Source organism: Peptoniphilus phoceensis, from assembly GCF_001517665.2.
GTDB lineage: Bacteria > Bacillota > Clostridia > Tissierellales > Peptoniphilaceae > Peptoniphilus_A > Peptoniphilus_A timonensis.
This window is the reverse complement of record NZ_LN999809.1, coordinates 442,014-458,451: the sequence shown is the minus strand read 5'-3', so window position 1 is coordinate 458,451 and position 16,438 is coordinate 442,014. Positions and strand designations below refer to the sequence as shown.

Genomic DNA, 16,438 nt, shown 5'->3' with positions numbered 1-16,438 from the left:
CTTATTTCTCCTTTGTCTTTACATTTTTAAAATCTTCTAAAAATTTTTCTAATCCACTATCTGTTAGTTGATGTTTTATCATTTCCTTAAATATTTTATAAGGAATTGTTCCCACATCAGCTCCAGTTTTTGCAACTTCTTCTACATGTTTAATATGTCTAATACTTGCAGCTATAATTTGTGTATCATAATCATAAGTTTCAAATATATGAGAAATGTCTTTAACTAAATCTAGTCCAGACTCTCCTATATCATCGAGTCTTCCCATAAAAGGACTAACATAAGTTGCTCCTGCATTTGCTGCAAGAAGGGCTTGTGAAACCGAAAATATTAAAGTTACATTAGTTTTTATACCTTCTTTACTTAAAATACTTACTGCTTTTAATCCTTCTTCAATCATTGGAATTTTTATTACGATATTTTTTGATATTTTTGCAAGTTCTCTTGCTTCTTTAAGCATTCCATCTAAATCAGTTGAAATTACTTCAGCAGAAATATCTCCATCAACTATTTCAGAAATTTCTTTTATTACATCCTCAAAAACTCCACCACTTTTTGCAATTAGAGTGGGATTTGTTGTCACTCCTGATAAAACACCCCAAGAATTAATCTCTCGAATTTCTTCGATATTTGCAGTATCAATAAAAAACTTCATTTAATCATCCCTTTCAAGTAAACATACAGCTTCAGAAGATATCCCTTCTCCCCTACCAATAAAACCTAATTTTTCAGTAGTAGTTGCTTTTATAGAAATATTTTCTATATCAGTATCTAATATAATGCTTATGGTCTTTCTCATTTCTTCAATATAGCTAGCAAGCTTTGGAGCTTGACAAGCTATGACACAATCAATGTTTCCTATTTTATAATTTTTAGATTTCATGATTTCGAAAACTCTTTTTAAAAGAATTTTTGAATCAATATCCTTGAACTCATTATCATTATCTGGAAAATGGTATCCAATATCTCTAAGAGCTAAGGCTCCCAAAATAGAATCCATTATTGCGTGTATAAGAACATCAGCATCCGAGTGACCAAGAAGTCCTTTTTCATAAGGTATTTCAATACCACCAATAAATAACTTTCTATTTTCTACCAATTTATGAACATCATATCCAATTCCTATTCTCATGTATTCACCTTCTTAACTAGAATATTTGCTATAGATAAATCTTCTCTTGTTGTTATCTTTATATTATCGTAAGAATTATAGATAAGTTTTACCTTAACCCCTGTTTTTTCAACTAAAGAGCAATCATCAGTTCCATAATACCCTTCTGAATAAGCTTGTTCATAGGCCTTAATTAAAATTTCTTTTCTAAAAACTTGAGGAGTTTGGACTTGCCAAAGTCTATCTCTATTTGGAGTATAATCTACTAATTTACCATCAGTTGAAACTTTTATAGTATCTTTAACAGGATTAGCCAAAACACAAGCACCAGTATCAAGAACATTTTCAATTGCTTCATCAATTTTATCAACTGATACAAAGGGTCTAGCACCATCATGTGTTAAAACTATATTTGTTTCTATTGGCATATTTAAAAGACCATTGTTTATAGAATCTTGCCTCTCCTTGCCTCCATAAACAATTTTATACTCCATGTTGATTTGATATTTTTTTATTATATCATCCACATAACGCATGTCAGTCTTTTTTACGATTAGGAGTAAAAAATCAATATACTTAGATTTTTCTATCTTTTTAATTGTATGAGCTAAAATTGGAATTCCATCAATTGCTAAAAACTGTTTATTAATACCCATTTTCATTCTCTTACCCATACCAGCTGCAGCTACTATAGCAGTAACAAATTTTTCCTTATACACTTGATCACTCTTCTTCAATTTGTAAATTATTAATTGCGTACTTTAGAAGTTCCCCAGCAATTGGTGCGGCAGCTTGAGAACCATAATCCTTAATATTAGGAATTACAACTGCTATTGCCACTTGAGGATCATCTGCAGGAGCAAAACCTACAAACCAAGCGTTGTTTGTACCCTCTTTTAAGTCTAGTTGAGCAGTACCAGTTTTACCTGCAACTTTTACACCAGAGACATATGCCTCAGTTCCTGTACCATTGTTTACAACATTTACCATGTATTTTGTAATTTGATCAGCATTTTCCTTTGAAGTTACTTCACTTAAAACAGTTGGAGTATTTCTAATTACATTTTTCCCATCAGAAGAATCAATTCTTTTAACAATATGAGGTTGCATCATTACACCATCATTTGCAATTGTTGAAGCTACCATGCACATTTCGAGAGGTGTAACTAAAATTGTATCGTGTCCAATACCACCGGCAGCAAGAGCTGTCCTATCAAAATCACTTCTTTTAAATGTCCATGTAGAAGTTTCAAGAGGAAGTTCAAAATCAACTTTTTTATTTATCATATATTTTTCAGAAACCTGTCCCATAATATCAATTCCCATGTCCACAGATTTTCTGACAAAATAAGTATTAAGTGAATTTGTAAATGCCTTTCTTAAATCTACCCTACCATAAATTTTATTTCCTGCATTTTTAAATTCTCTACCATTGTCAATTTTTTCCAAACCTTCATCGGTATACTTTTGTGAAATTCCTGATTCTAATATTGCTGTAGTTGTAACGATTTTATAGACTGAACCTGGAGCAAACTTACCCTTTGTAGAACTATTGAATAAGGCTCCATTATTTGCTTCATTAATTTTTTGCATATCTTTTGCAATATTTTGAGAATTAAAATCCGGAAGAGATACCATAGATAAAACTTCACCAGTTTTTGGATTCATCATTACTACAGACCCTTTTTCAGAGTTAGCTGATAATACAGATCTAGTCTTTTCTTGTAAATCAGTATCCGTTGTTAAAGTTACATCATCACCAGTATAAGGATCGTAATTTTTATTTATTATTGACTTAAAAGTTTTTAATAATTTAGAGCCTTCTTTTCCAACTAAATAGTCATTTAACTCTTTTTCAAGCCCATATTTATCGACAATTTTATCTGAATACCCTATTATATGAGAATAAATAATAGGCTGATTATAAATTCTGTGATAATTATATTTTTCACCATTAGAGTAAGCTAGCACTTCATGATTTCTATCATAAAAAGTTCCTCTCTTGACCGAATTTTCTCTAAGTTCACTTCTTCTATTGGCCGGATGTTTTACAATATCATCTGCCTTAAAAACTGTGAAATATGTCAAATAAACAATTGGAGCAACTAATAAAATCATTAAAAAAACTAGTAAAACTAAGATTCTTTTATTATCTTTACTATTCATTATCTAATCCCCTATCATATTTGTATGATAAATCTTCACTTGTAACTTGTAAAATACCAAGCGCAACAAAACTTGAAATCAAGGAACTTCCACCATAAGAAATAAATGGCAAAGTAAGTCCTGTCATAGGTATAAGTTTAATTACACCACCAATATTTAAGAATGCTTGAACTGTAAATAATATTGCAACAGATAAAGCAAGAATTCTATAAAAAAGATATTCTTGATTTAAAGCAATTTTTATAGCTCTATAAACTAAAAGCATGTAGAGCATTATTATTCCTATTCCTGTTAGCACTCCCATTTCTTCACAAATTGCAGAAAAAATCACATCAGAATAAGCAAAAGCAATTTGTTTAGGGTATCCAAGACCAATACCTTGCCCTATAAATCCACCTTCACCAATTCCAAATAAAGATTGGACGATTTGCCTTGCTGAATTTACAACTTTATCTGCAGTCCAAGGATTTAACCAAATATCGACTCTACTTCGGACGTGGGAAAACAAGAAAAATCCAACTACTGAGCCAAAGATCATAAGGCCAATATTAACTAAAATTGATTTTCTATCTTCATCATATATATATTGAATAAGAGTGTATATTGCAATAAAAATAGCTGCTGTTCCAAGATCTCTTTGTATAAATAAAAATCCCACAAAAATATATATTACTGCCATTAAGTAATATGAGGTATATTTATAATTTAATTTTTTTAATCTTGTTTGGAAAGTTGTATAAAAAGAAGCTATTAAAAAAATCACTAAAATTTTAGTAAATTCAGATAACTGAATAGTTATACTGTCAGAAATTTCTATCCAGTTTTTGGCTCCATATTTTGAAGGAGCAAGAATAATTGTGAGTAAGAAAAATAAAATAGAAAGTCCCAAATAAAGACCTGTCATATATTCTAGTCTTCTCATTGCCCTAATTATAAAGTAGGTTAAGTAAAAAACAAGTATACCTGCTAAAACCCAAATTAGTTGTCTAAGTCCAAGTTTAGGTGATAACCTATATATGGTTATAATTCCAAGGCTTAAAAGCATGGATACTATCAGAAAAATATAATTGTCACCAGAAGAAACTTTTCCTAGTACCAAATTTGATATATAGACTATTAATATTAATCCTAAAAATAAAATTATTATGTACCTATCAATATTATTGTTGTTAAAGGTAAATAATAGCAATATACTTAGAATTTCAAAAATCAATAAAAGATTTCTAGGTTTTCTCTGTTTAAAAATTTTATCTAACACAATTTCACCTTTTATCTACAAAAATAAATTGGATAAATCCAACGCCAATCTTGTCATTATTTTGAAGTTCTATAAACTCATTAGAGTCTACTTTAACACCATTTAAGAAAGTCCCATTGGCAGAACCCAAATCCTCCAAATAATATCTTTGATTTTTTTCACGAATTAACAAATGATTTTTACTTACAAATTTATCTTTTATAACAATGTCATTTCTCGAACTTCTACCAAGACTTATGTCACCTTCAATGACATAATATTCCTGCATTTTGAAATTCAAGGAGTCAAGTCTATTAACCACTTTTAAATAAGCATCATCAAGGGAGCCTCCCCCGCTTGTCATACTTTTTACATCAAGATACATTAGTCTTAAAATACTAAAAATAAAAAGATAAATTAAGATTATAAAAACGTATCTCAACACTTGTGAGATCAATTCAAACATATTCCACCTCTTTGTCTAAAACTCTATCTCATTATATACTTTTTAAAAAAATTTTTCCATTATTTTGTTTAAATAAGATGAATTGGGCAATCTCCATTTTTATGTTAAAATAAATCTGGTGATAAAATGATTATCTCAAATATAAGTTTTGAAAAGAAAAAATTTAATATTACTTTTGATTCTGGCGAGGAAATTAAGATTTCTGAAGATACTTTAGTAAATTTTGGACTATACAAGGGACAAGAAGTTGAAGAAGAGTTTGTTGAAAATTTGAAATTTGAAAATGAAAAATCAGAAGCCCTTCTACTTTCCTACAAATTTTTGCAAAGAAATAAAACAAAAAAACAATTAATTGATCATCTCTACAAAAATAAAATTCAAAGAGAAATCATTGACATCATAATTCCCATTTTAGAAGAAAAAAAATATCTCAACGATGAAGATTATGCTAGAAGATATTTAAATGATGCCATGAATATTAAAAAATATGGGAAAATAAAAACTAAATATATGCTGATGTCTAAGGGTATCGATAAAAATATTATAGAAAAAATTATGGAAAATTATGACTATGAGTTGGAGTATGAAAATGCTCTCGAACTCGTAAAAAAAAGAATATCCAAAAATGAAAGCGACCCTAAAAAAATTTATTCAGTAAAAAATTATTTACAGGGTCGTGGATTTGAATTCGAAATTATAAATTTTACTTTTGATGATTATCTAAGTGGTGAATAAATGAAAGCTTTTGTTTATATTTTAAAATGTGCGGACAATAGCTTATACACAGGTTACACTGTGAATTTAGAAAAAAGATTAAAAACTCATAACAGCGGAAAGGCTTCTAAGTATACATCTGCAAGACTTCCCGTCAAGATGGTCTTTAGCGAAGAATGCAAGGACAAATCTGATGCCCTAAAAAAAGAATATTTTATAAAAAGCTTAAATAGAGATGATAAAATAAAGATTATTGAAAATAAAAAATCTCTTCAAGACTTATACGACTTATATTTAATTAATAAATCGAATGCAAAAAAATAGAAAAAACTGATCTAAGTTAAGTAAAACCTAGACCAGTTTTTTTATTTTACCTTATACATTTCAGTTAAGAAATTGTCTTCTTTTTCTATAAAATCTCTTTCACACAAAGAGTCCAATTTATTTTTAAATTCGTCGTAAGAAAGATTTTCTCCAGTCTTTTTATTGTAATTAACAAGCACACCATTTAAATTAGAACTATCAATTGGAAGTAAATCTTTTACATCAGCAAAAAATTTTTCATAAATTTCATCATCATGTGATGTCAGTTCATCAAAAGGATTTTCTGTATGTGGAGATACTGTATTAGCTGCTCTAATTCGAACAAAAGATGTTCTTCCTTTCTTTGCAGAAGAAATAAAAACATCACCTGAACTCAAATAAGGAAGCCTTTTAGTTTCATCTGAGGAAAGGTCAGTTTCCTCTCTAATTGTATCAATATCAGATGCTCTAACAGTTCTAAATATTAATTTAGTATTTAATTGTGCTGTTATTGTTTCATCTAGAAGAGTAGGCCTTTGTGTTGCAAGAATTAAAAATACTCCATATTTTCTTCCTTCTTGTGACACTTCTCTCAATATACTCTTTGATGGTGTATCAAAACCTTTTGGTGCAAAATTGTGAGCTTCATCAGTAATAATTATAAAAGGTGGAAAATAATCTACTTTTACATTATTTCTATAAAGTTCATCTCTATATTCTTTTCTCAAATAATATAATTTTGCCAGTAGATAAGTTGAAAAAACATTTATCATCCTTGTTGAGCCTTGCAGAACAACCAATTTTCTTCTTTTTAATAAATCTAAAAGTTCATCTATGTTGTGAGAAAATATACCTTCATTTTGTAAAGTCATAAGTCGCCACAAAACTCCACGTACACTCATTGAGTTACAAGTTTTGTCATATCTTTCATATATATCTAAAACATCTTCTAGTCGATTTCTTATAGATTGATCTGTTTCTGCAGCAATTTCTGCAAGTATTTTGTCTCTTGATCCTATTTCTTGACCTTCTAAAAGCATATCTAATTTATTTTTAAAAGATTCAAAACTGGCTCCTTTAGAAAGCATTACATCAATTACATTATTCATTGAATCAGTTAGAGGTGAAGCTGCATTTAGTAAATTTTTTAAATCTCTTTTTTGCAATTCCTGAAATTTTATACCAGTATCCAGTCCAATTTCAAGACACTTAAATTTGTCTGTATAATTTTTATTAGATATATCAGAATTATTTGTAAAGTCCATTTCATAATGAGGATCCATTACAATTGCTGGAACTCCCATTTCCATTAATTCTTCTAAGATAACTCTCAGTCCAAAAGATTTACCACTACCAGAGCCTCCAAAAACTCCTATGTGAGGATATTGGTGCATTGATTTGTAATCAAATAAATAAGGAAGTTCTTTTTGTTTTATAAATTCATTATTTTGAAAAATAGAAAATAAATCCTTATAAACATCATCCATTCCTTTTGCTATGTTATCTGTATTTTTAATTGAACCAAGTTTAAGAGATTCTTTAGGAAGACTATCTATTAATAGATTTTTTATTTCATTAAATTCAGGAGTTCTCAAATCACTTCCTGTCAAAGGTGGGTATAAAAGTTCTTCAAAAAATCTAAGTTTTGCTACATAAACAGTTTCGTTCCCAACATCATAGCCCATTGAACCCAGAGAAGATAAAACATCACTATCTATAAAATCTCCACCAATATCTAGAGGAATAAAACGGTTAAAAGTTTGTGAATCAACAACTTCACCAATGATATCACCTTGAACTGGATCTTCAACTATTAAAAACTCATTGTTCCTAAAATTTTTATCCTTAGAACCAATATATACTTCTCTTGTTGTCGTAACTCCAAGTACTTTCATTTTTCCTCCTATAAAGTTCTCTTATCTCTTTCAGAAATAAAAAATCTTTCATAGACATCCCTATCAAGATATTCCTCCAAAAGAGTTTTTAAAATTTCATCAGTTATCTTAACATCTTTATCTACAATATCAAGCCATAAAGGAACTCCTCTTGATGACATTGGCGTTAAGGTATAAATTAAACTGCAAATTTCTTCCAGATGCCTTTCTTGAGTGTCTAGTATATCAACTCCTATTGCTCCAGGGAATTTTGATGTTCTCATAAAAGCTGAAGAAAAACCTTCCCCCAAACCATCTTTTATAAATTTTTTATTGATTTCATTTCGTATTAAAAGACCTTCTCCAGTTTTAAGTCTATTAAATAAAATCTCCCTGTCGTAAATACTCTCATCAATATCAAGGCTTCTTGCTATTACATTAGTTTTTAAGTCTTTTATTACACCAAATAAAATTATATTTTTTTCTTCACAAATTTCTCTAAGCTCTTTAAATAAATCAAGACAGTTTATTTTATATCTTATGAATCCTCCATCCATCATGAGATAATCAAATTCATAAGTGCTTATATATTCAAGAGCTGTTTCTATTTCTATAGTTGCTAAATATTTTTGTGAAAGATTTTTATCATCATAAATTTCATTTAGCGTTGGAGTATAAACATTATTCCTATATATTTCATTTCCGTCTGTACACTTGGCAAGTCCTTGAAAAATCTCAATAAAATGAGGAAAAGCTCCTCCAGACATGTTGTTAGAACCATCAACTCCAACTGTTCTTCTAAATTTATTTAACTTTTCTTTAGGGAATTTTTCCATTTCAATAAGTCTTCCCACATTTTTAATAAGTTCACTTTGAAATTCATCATTATCGAATTTGAAAATAAAATCATATTTGTTTCTTAAATTTAAGTTTACATCTTTAAGTTGACCTTCAAGATCTTTTAAATTTATCATAGGTCTAAACTCTCCTTATAAACCTCATTTTTAGGAATATTATATTCTTTAGAAATTTTTTTAACTGCTTGAGATTTTTTCATTCCAGTTTCTAATTTTTCTCTAAGAAGACTTTTTATGTCATAAGTAACTTCCTCATTATTGCCCTCAACAACAATAACAAATTCTCCCTTTTCAGTAATTTCTTTTTCCAAAATTTCTGAAGTAGTTGACCTTATTGTTTCTTCAAAAACTTTTGTAATTTCTCTAGAAATAGATATTTTTCTTTCTCCAAAAACTTTGTAAAGATCATTTAAAAAATCTTTTATCCTGTGAGGCGCTTCATAAAAAATCAAACTAAATTTTAAATCTTTTAAGGATTCAAATTCTTTTTTTCTGCCACTTGATTTACTTGAAGTAAAACCGTAAAAAAGAAAATGATCAGTATCAAGGCCTGATAAAACTAAAGCGGTTAGTGCTGCATTTGCACCAGGTAAAACTCTAAAATCAATTTTTTCCTCTATTAACTTTTTTACTAAGACTGCACCAGGATCGCTAATACCTGGCATTCCAGCATCAGTCACAAGAGCAATATCCTTATCTTCTATATGATTAACTATTTTTTCAGACATCTCAGCTTCATTAAACTTGTGATAAGTCCTTAATTCTTTATTAATATCGTAATGATTTAAAAGTTTTAGAGTTACTCTTTTGTCTTCTGCATAAATTATATCAACAGACTTTAAAATTTCTATTGTTCTAAGAGTGATATCTCCTAAATTTCCAATTGGAGTTGGGCAAAAATAAATCACAAAATTACCTCATTTCTATAAACTTTTTTCATTTCATCTGAATATTTTTCGCCATTTTTTATGTAAAAATCTCTAAAATCATTTCCAAAGTTAGCTTGTTTTCTAGCAATAATAACAGAAGTTTTTGCTTCCTTTTTTGTATTTCCGTGAATGTTAATTATATGCTTCACTTTTAGACCTGCTAAATTGATTTTATAGATTAGTTCAGCTAGCCTATAGCTTGGATAAATTATATATAAATAAGCAGAATTTTTTAAAAGATAATTAATTATAAAAAGACTTTCTTCTATGTCAAAAAAATGTTTAGCAGCTATATTATTAAATTTTATATTTTCATAATTATAATAAGGTGGATTAAATACAACTGCATCAAAATAATTTGTTTCATAATCATCTTTTAATTCAAATATATTTCTATTTTTAATATTTATTTTATCCTCTAAATCATTAACTTTAAGAGACTCTTTAAAATTAGAAAGTACATTTTTATTTATGTCAATAGAATGAATTTCATTAAATCTTTCTGCCAATCTTAAAGACAAAATCCCATTTCCACAACCAAGGTCTATAATTTTATTGCTTGCTTTTACAAAGGAAGAAAGTATAAGAGCATCAGTTGTATATTTAAATTCATTATCATCTTGATAAATTATATATTTTGTTCCAGGAACTTGATCTTTTTTCATATTTCTCCCTTTAGAACCCCTAAGGCTTCTTTATATTTATCATTAGCAGAATTTTGTAAACTCCCATCAATTGATTCGCTTAGTTTTCCTCCAGGTATTATGTCTTCTAACTTAACTAAATCGTAATTAAGTTTTCCATTTGCCCAAAACCTATTTACATAAGTTGGATACACTCCATAAGATTTTAACTTTGTTTCACCCTTGATATTATCTTTTTCAATTACTAACTTAACAAGAGCACCTGTATCTACACCAGACTTTTTCAGATATTCAACTCTTTGATTTGAAAGTGCATTGCCCATAGAAAAAATTGTAAAAAATTTATTATTATCTCTTTCTTCAACTTGATATCTTTGAAGAACATGAGGATGAGAGCCCAAAATTATATTTGCACCAGATTCTTGTAATTTTTCTTTAAGAAATAATTGCCTGTCACTTGGGTGATATTGGTATTCATTTCCCCAATGAGGATAAACAATTACAATGTCAGATTTTTCTTTTAGAAGTTTAATATCATTCTCAAAATCTTGGGAAAAAGTGTTTACGGAATACTCTTTGTCACGCATGAGAGAATCCATTCCATTTAAAGTATCAGTAAAGGAAATAAATCCAATCTTTATTCCCTTTTTTTCTACAACAATTCCCTTTTCACCATCTTCTGATAAAGTCCCAAATGATTTCATTCCACTGTCATTTATATGTGCTAAAGTTTCCGCCACCCCTTCCAGTCCTGTATCAAGTGCGTGATTGTTTGCAGTGGACATTAAATCAAAACCAACATTTTTTAAGGAATAAATAGATTCTTTTGGGAAATTAAAAAGAGGAAATCCAGATAATTTTCTATTAGAATTAACTGAACCTTCAAAATTTGCAACAGCTATATCAGCTTCATTTATTTCCGCTGATATATTGGAAAAAATGGGAGTAAAATCATAAGCTTCATTACTCCTATAATTTTTCACTATTGGTTGATGAAAAATCATGTCACCCATAGCAAGAATAGTTACTTGTGACTTATCTTCTTCTATTTTTTCATCAACCTTATTATTTTTAACAATAGTACTTTCTTGAGATAAATTAAAATCACTTTTATAAGTTACATAAAGTCCAAATCCAAGAAAAAATAAGAGAGAAATAATAAAAATATTTTTTATGTTTTTCAAAATTTACTCCTTGAAAATTCACACCCACAATAATCCTGCCTATACATGTTAAATTCATCGGTCAATTCTACTGACCTTTTAAAACCATTTTTCTTTTTAAAATCAGAGAATAAATATTTAACTTTATATTTTTTTGATAAAAATTTTCCTAATCTGTTTAGAATTTGTGAATCCTTGTGAGGGGAAATTGAAAGAGTTGTTGTAAAATAATCATAATTATTTATAGATGCAAATTCTGCTGCCTTTTCCATCCTTTGTCTATAGCATTTAAAGCATCTTGCTCCACCCTCTTTATATTTTTCAAATCCCTTTATATAGTCTAAAAATTCTTCGTGGTCATATTTTATTACTTTAACTGAAATTTTTTCTTTAAAACCAAGATCTTCTACAAGTTTTATTTGTTCATCTGATCTTCTGTAAAATTCCTCTTCGCTATCAATATTGGGATTATAATAAAATACATCTATGTCAAAGTATTCTTCTATTCTTTCAAGGATTGCAGAAGAACAAGGTCCACAGCATGAATGCAAAAGAAGTTTAGGCTTATTTTCCTTATCTATTTTCTTTATTACTTTTTCCATTTCCAAGTTATAATTTATTTTATTCAAAATATCACCTATAAAATTAGACTAGTTGCCTAGTCTAAAAAATTTATATATTTTTTTGTCTTTTTTTAGCTATGATTCTTATAGCAATACCAAAAATAATAATGCCTATGCTAACTAATTGAGAAACTCTAAAAGAACCAATATATAAAGAATCAGTTCTCATTCCTTCAATAAAGAATCTAGCTATTCCATAAAATATCATATAAAAAGAAATCAATTGACCTTCAAATTTTTGTTTCTTTGAAAGATAAAAATATAAAAATAAGAAAATCAAAAAATTTACCAAGGATTCATAAAAAAATGTTGGGTGAACCATTTCGCCATCAACTAAAATTGCCCAAGGTACATCAGTGACGCCACCATGAGCTTCACCATTAATATAATTTCCCCATCTTCCAATAGATTGAGCAAGCGCAAGACCTGGTGCAATACAATCTGCTAAACTAAAAAAATTTACTTTCTTATGCTTACTAAAAAAATATATTGTTAGACCACCAGCAATAATGCCGCCATAAATTGCAAGTCCACCATTTCTAATAGCAAATATCTCATTTAAATGTTGGCTATAATAGTCCCACTCAAAAATAACATAATAGAGTCTTGCTCCCAAGACCCCAATTAAAACAGCCAAAAGTGAAACATCATTAGCTATATCTTTATAAAGTCCATTTTTGTAAGACTTTTTCTTTGCCATAGATTCTGTAACAAAAATTGCCAAAAAAACTCCTAAAGCAATTAAAATTCCGTACCATCTTACTTCTAAACCAAAAATTTTAAATGCAACTGGATTTATCTTCATACTGATTTACTTTCTTTATAAATATTAACTCCAGCAGAAACTCCCAATCTATCTGCCCCATTTTCAATCATTTCTAGAGATTTTTTGTAATCTCTTATACCGCCACTAGCTTTTACTTTAACTCTATCAGACACTGATTTTTTCATTAAAGCTACATCAGAAGAGTCTGCACCAGATGTCGAGAAACCAGTAGACGTTTTTACAAAATCTGCTCCTGCTTCATCAGATACCTCGCAAGCTTTTACAATTTCTTCTTTTGTAAGAAGACAATTTTCTAATATAACTTTAAGAATAGCTCCTTCATTATGACAAATTTTTGCCAGTTCTTCTATTTCTTCTTTTACAGCATCAAATTTTTTAGATTTAAGAAGTCCAATGTCAATTACCATATCAATCTCATCTGCACCATTGGAAAGAGCATTCTTTGTTTCAAAAGCTTTTGTTTCCTTTGTGTTGGCTCCAAGTGGAAATCCAATTACAGTACAAACTTTTACATCAGAATCTTTAAGACTTTCGGCACATTTTTTAACCCAAACTGGATTAACGCAAACTGAAAAGAAATTATATTCTTTAGCTTCTTCTAAAAGTTTATCTATTTGTTCTTCAGTAGATTCAGGTTTTAATAATGTATGGTCAATAATTCTATTAATTTCCATTAATCTCTCTCCCATGAAGTAAAGACATCTGTAACATCATCATTATCTTCCAAAGCATCGATTAATTTTTCCATGTTCTTAATATCATCTTCTTCTGTAAGAGAAGTTTCTGTTTGTGGGATAAAAGTTATATCAGATTCTATAAAAGTATGACCTTCATCTTCTAAAACTTTTCTCACATTGTGATAATCTTCTGGTTCAGTAATAATTTCAAAGGCTTCTCCTCTGTCAATTACATCTTCAGCACCAGCATCAATTGCAACTAAAGTAAATTCATCCTCATCAAGTCCTTCTTTTAAAACTCCTAGAGAACCTTTTTTATCAAACATAAAAGATACGCAACCTGGTTGGCCAAGATTTCCAGCAAATTTATCAAATAAATGTCTTATTTCAGGTGCAGTTCTATTTCTATTATCAGTTAAACAGTGAACCATTACTGCAACTCCACCTGGACCATAACCTTCATAAACAATTTCTTCAAAGTTATCGTCGTTATCTCCACCGCCAGCTTTAGCAACAGCTCTGTCTATATTGTCATTTGGCATATTTTCAGCTTTTGCCTTATCAATTGCAACTTTTAGAGAAGGATTATAATCTGGATCTAGCCCACCTTCCTTTGCAGCAACAGTTATTTGTCTAGCAAGTTTAGTAAAAATCTTACCTTTTTTTGCGTCTTCCTTACCTTTTTTATTTTTAATATTATTCCATTTAGAATGTCCTGACATTTAATCACCTTTCTATATAAATCGCTATTTTAAGCATATTGACTATTATATTACAAATATTAAGTAATCGTCAATATTATGTGCATAAGATGATGCTTCTTAATAGTTTATTTTTGTTTTAGATAAAAAATAAAAGATACACTTACATCTTGATTATAATTTTCTATTTTCATCTCTCCCTTATGGAGCTTACAAATTTGCTTTGATACAAATAAGCCAATACCATGTCTTTGAACATCTGATAAATTTTCTTCATCTAGTCTTTTTATAATACTTTCATCAATAGGTCTTCCCTCATTCTTAATTAATATAACTAATCTGTCTTGTAAAATTTCATAATTTAAAAAAATTTTTCCCTTTCCGTATTTAATACTGTTGTTTAAAATATTTTCCAGCATTCTATAAAATAAATGATTATCCATTTTTATTTTTATTTCTTTATTTATTTTATTCTCAAAAATAATTTCTTTGTCAGAATTTTCATTTAAGCTATTTACAAGTAACTTTCTTATGACAGAGATTGGATCCTTATACTCAAAGTGTTTATCACTAAGGTTCTCAAGACTATTTGTTAAATTTAAGTCCTCAATAATTCTACTTATTTTTAAAATTTGATCTTCAATTTTTTTGACTTCGTCTAAATTTTCTTTTGTCTTAATCCCTTCCATCTCCCAAGAAATTTTTGTGAGCGGAGTCCTTACGTCGTGGCTAATCCCTCTAAGCCAACTTGCTTGACTTTTTTTGAGATTTGTAAATTTCTCATTTGCTTCATTTATTGTTTTAGAAATTTCTTTTAACTCTCCTTCTTCTTCTACTTCCACATAATCTTCATCGAAAATATTATTGATAGCTTTTTGAAGTGGATTTAATTTTTTAAAAATACTTTTAACTTCATAAAGATAAAATAAATAAACAAGTAAAGAAAAGAAGAGTATGCTAATTAATAAAATAAAAAAATTTATTTTTGCTAAGTCGTAAGAATAATAATTAAATGGAAACTTATCTAAGGAATTTTTTGGATAAGCTAAAACTAATATTCCATCATCTAGGACAAAAGTAAAAACGGGATAATCATTTAAGTAATACCTTGTAAATCTTACGACATCAATTATGTCAAATTTACCTTTAACTTCTACAGGCTTGTTAAAGCTTTCAATTACTTCTCCACTTTTATCAATTCTCATTGCCCAAATATTCTTTTTTTCTAAAAAGTTTTTATTTTCCTTTGTAAAATAATTATCTTTATTTTTATCTTCTTCCTTGTTCTCCTCTAAAAATTCAAAAACCTTATTTGGATCTATATACTTTTTTGAAAATTTAAAACTAGAATAAAAAATTCCAGTTAGGCAGGATAGCATTAAAAACAATAAAATTAATATAAATAATATAAACTTCTTTAGTTTTTTAAAAAAATAATTTAACATTCTTAATTATCTCCAAGTAATTTGTATCCCAAGCCCTTTACTGTAATAAGTATTTGTGGATTCGCCGGATCTTCTTCAAGCTTATCCCTTAACCTATAAATGTGTGTAATAAGGGTATTTTCGTAACCAAAACTTTCTTCCCAACACTTTTCTAATATTTGATCTATTGAAACAATTTTATTTATATTAGTGGCAAGATAATCTAAAATTTTAAATTGCTTTGCCGTCAATTGTATCTCCTCGTAATTCTTTATTAACATTGCCCTCTCTCTATCAAAAACAATTCCACCAGATAAGATTATTTTTTCATTTTTATTTTGATAAGTTCTCCTAAGGACTGCTTCTATTCTCCATAAGAGGTCTTCAGGCAAAAAGGGTTTTACAATATAATCGTCAACTTCTAAATCAAATCCTTCTTTCTTGTCGTCAATACCACTTAAGGCCGACAAAACAATCACAGGCAAGTTGGATTTTTTTCTAAGATCTTTTAACAAGTCAAAACCACTCCCATCTGGAAGCATTATATCTAATACCATTAAATCAACTTTATTGTTCTTGAGTTTGAAATTTGCTTCTGCAATATTTTTTGCTGTTAAAAGATTACTGAAGCCTTTTTTCTTTAAAAAACTATACATACTATTTATTAAGTCAGACTCATCATCAACTAATAAAATCTTCGCTTCTCTAAAAATATTCATTTCTTTCTCCTTTAAAGCAATTTTATCACAATAAAAACTGATA

General features: G+C 28.6%; 19 protein-coding genes. 2 read left to right on the top strand and 17 right to left on the bottom strand.

Annotation, left to right across the window (positions count from 1 at the left end; all coding sequences use genetic code 11):
• Position 1 precedes the first annotated feature (1 nt).
• The 6 genes from fsa to BN3657_RS06380 are packed head-to-tail and all read right to left on the bottom strand — an operon-like array spanning position 2 to position 4,980.
• Positions 2-655: a fructose-6-phosphate aldolase gene (gene fsa / locus BN3657_RS06405; RefSeq protein ID WP_062552244.1), complete on the bottom strand. Its 654-nt coding sequence runs from the start codon at positions 653-655 to the stop codon at positions 2-4.
• The gene (gene ispF, locus BN3657_RS06400; RefSeq protein ID WP_062552243.1) at positions 656-1,132 is read right to left on the bottom strand and encodes a 2-C-methyl-D-erythritol 2,4-cyclodiphosphate synthase; all 477 of its coding nucleotides are present in this window, start codon (positions 1,130-1,132) and stop codon (positions 656-658) included.
• Positions 1,129-1,830, bottom strand: a complete 702-nt coding sequence (gene ispD, locus BN3657_RS06395; RefSeq protein WP_074017849.1) for a 2-C-methyl-D-erythritol 4-phosphate cytidylyltransferase — start codon at positions 1,828-1,830, stop codon at positions 1,129-1,131. The genes ispF and ispD overlap by 4 nt, the downstream gene beginning before the upstream one ends.
• Before the next feature lie 4 nt (positions 1,831-1,834).
• Positions 1,835-3,277 carry a peptidoglycan D,D-transpeptidase FtsI family protein gene (locus tag BN3657_RS06390; protein WP_062552242.1) on the bottom strand — a complete coding sequence of 481 codons (1,443 nt, stop codon included), beginning with the start codon at positions 3,275-3,277 and terminating at the stop codon, positions 1,835-1,837.
• On the bottom strand, positions 3,270-4,535 hold the full coding sequence (locus tag BN3657_RS06385; protein WP_062552241.1) for an FtsW/RodA/SpoVE family cell cycle protein: 1,266 nt from the start codon (positions 4,533-4,535) through the stop codon (positions 3,270-3,272). Before BN3657_RS06385 ends, BN3657_RS06390 begins: the two co-directional genes overlap by 8 nt.
• 4 nt (positions 4,536-4,539) lie before the next feature.
• A complete protein-coding gene (locus tag BN3657_RS06380) occupies positions 4,540-4,980 on the bottom strand; it encodes an FHA domain-containing protein (protein WP_019138258.1) in 441 nt (146 codons plus the stop codon).
• Positions 4,981-5,106: 126 nt separating this feature from the next.
• Here BN3657_RS06380 and BN3657_RS06375 point away from each other — a divergent pair, with 126 nt between their 5' ends.
• Positions 5,107-5,715, top strand: coding sequence for a regulatory protein RecX (locus tag BN3657_RS06375; protein WP_062552240.1), 609 nt, complete (start codon positions 5,107-5,109; stop codon positions 5,713-5,715).
• On the top strand, positions 5,716-6,018 hold the full coding sequence (locus tag BN3657_RS06370; RefSeq protein ID WP_019138256.1) for a GIY-YIG nuclease family protein: 303 nt from the start codon (positions 5,716-5,718) through the stop codon (positions 6,016-6,018).
• Positions 6,019-6,059: 41 nt separating this feature from the next.
• Here BN3657_RS06370 and BN3657_RS06365 read toward each other — a convergent pair whose 3' ends face one another.
• The 11 genes from BN3657_RS06365 to BN3657_RS06315 all read right to left on the bottom strand — a co-directional run bounded on the left by BN3657_RS06365 (position 6,060) and on the right by BN3657_RS06315 (position 16,395).
• A complete protein-coding gene (locus tag BN3657_RS06365; RefSeq protein ID WP_062552239.1) occupies positions 6,060-7,892 on the bottom strand; it encodes an ATP-binding protein in 1,833 nt (610 codons plus the stop codon).
• A gap of 8 nt (positions 7,893-7,900) precedes the next feature.
• Positions 7,901-8,845 carry a DNA double-strand break repair nuclease NurA gene (locus tag BN3657_RS06360; protein WP_062552238.1) on the bottom strand — a complete coding sequence of 315 codons (945 nt, stop codon included), beginning with the start codon at positions 8,843-8,845 and terminating at the stop codon, positions 7,901-7,903.
• The gene (rsmI, locus tag BN3657_RS06355) at positions 8,842-9,636 is read right to left on the bottom strand and encodes a 16S rRNA (cytidine(1402)-2'-O)-methyltransferase (protein WP_062552237.1); all 795 of its coding nucleotides are present in this window, start codon (positions 9,634-9,636) and stop codon (positions 8,842-8,844) included. The genes BN3657_RS06360 and rsmI overlap by 4 nt, the downstream gene beginning before the upstream one ends.
• Complete coding sequence (locus BN3657_RS06350; protein WP_062552236.1) at positions 9,633-10,322, bottom strand: tRNA1(Val) (adenine(37)-N6)-methyltransferase; 690 nt, start codon at positions 10,320-10,322, stop codon at positions 9,633-9,635. The genes rsmI and BN3657_RS06350 overlap by 4 nt, the downstream gene beginning before the upstream one ends.
• A complete protein-coding gene (locus tag BN3657_RS06345; protein ID WP_062552235.1) occupies positions 10,319-11,485 on the bottom strand; it encodes a CapA family protein in 1,167 nt (388 codons plus the stop codon). The genes BN3657_RS06350 and BN3657_RS06345 overlap by 4 nt, the downstream gene beginning before the upstream one ends.
• A complete protein-coding gene (locus tag BN3657_RS06340) occupies positions 11,482-12,093 on the bottom strand; it encodes an epoxyqueuosine reductase QueH (protein WP_062552234.1) in 612 nt (203 codons plus the stop codon). Before BN3657_RS06340 ends, BN3657_RS06345 begins: the two co-directional genes overlap by 4 nt.
• Positions 12,094-12,136: 43 nt before the next feature.
• On the bottom strand, positions 12,137-12,892 hold the full coding sequence (lgt, locus tag BN3657_RS06335; RefSeq protein ID WP_062552233.1) for a prolipoprotein diacylglyceryl transferase: 756 nt from the start codon (positions 12,890-12,892) through the stop codon (positions 12,137-12,139).
• The gene (gene deoC, locus BN3657_RS06330; protein WP_062552232.1) at positions 12,889-13,548 is read right to left on the bottom strand and encodes a deoxyribose-phosphate aldolase; all 660 of its coding nucleotides are present in this window, start codon (positions 13,546-13,548) and stop codon (positions 12,889-12,891) included. Before deoC ends, lgt begins: the two co-directional genes overlap by 4 nt.
• Positions 13,548-14,273 (bottom strand): YebC/PmpR family DNA-binding transcriptional regulator, encoded by a 726-nt coding sequence (locus tag BN3657_RS06325; protein ID WP_062552231.1) that lies wholly within the window; start codon positions 14,271-14,273, stop codon positions 13,548-13,550. The genes deoC and BN3657_RS06325 overlap by 1 nt, the downstream gene beginning before the upstream one ends.
• Positions 14,274-14,380: 107 nt before the next feature.
• Entirely contained in the window at positions 14,381-15,697 is a 1,317-nt protein-coding gene (locus BN3657_RS06320; RefSeq protein WP_062552230.1) for a sensor histidine kinase, read from the bottom strand.
• 2 nt (positions 15,698-15,699) lie between these two features.
• Positions 15,700-16,395, bottom strand: coding sequence for a response regulator transcription factor (locus tag BN3657_RS06315; protein ID WP_062552229.1), 696 nt, complete (start codon positions 16,393-16,395; stop codon positions 15,700-15,702).
• Between the last annotated feature and the right edge of the window lie 43 nt (positions 16,396-16,438).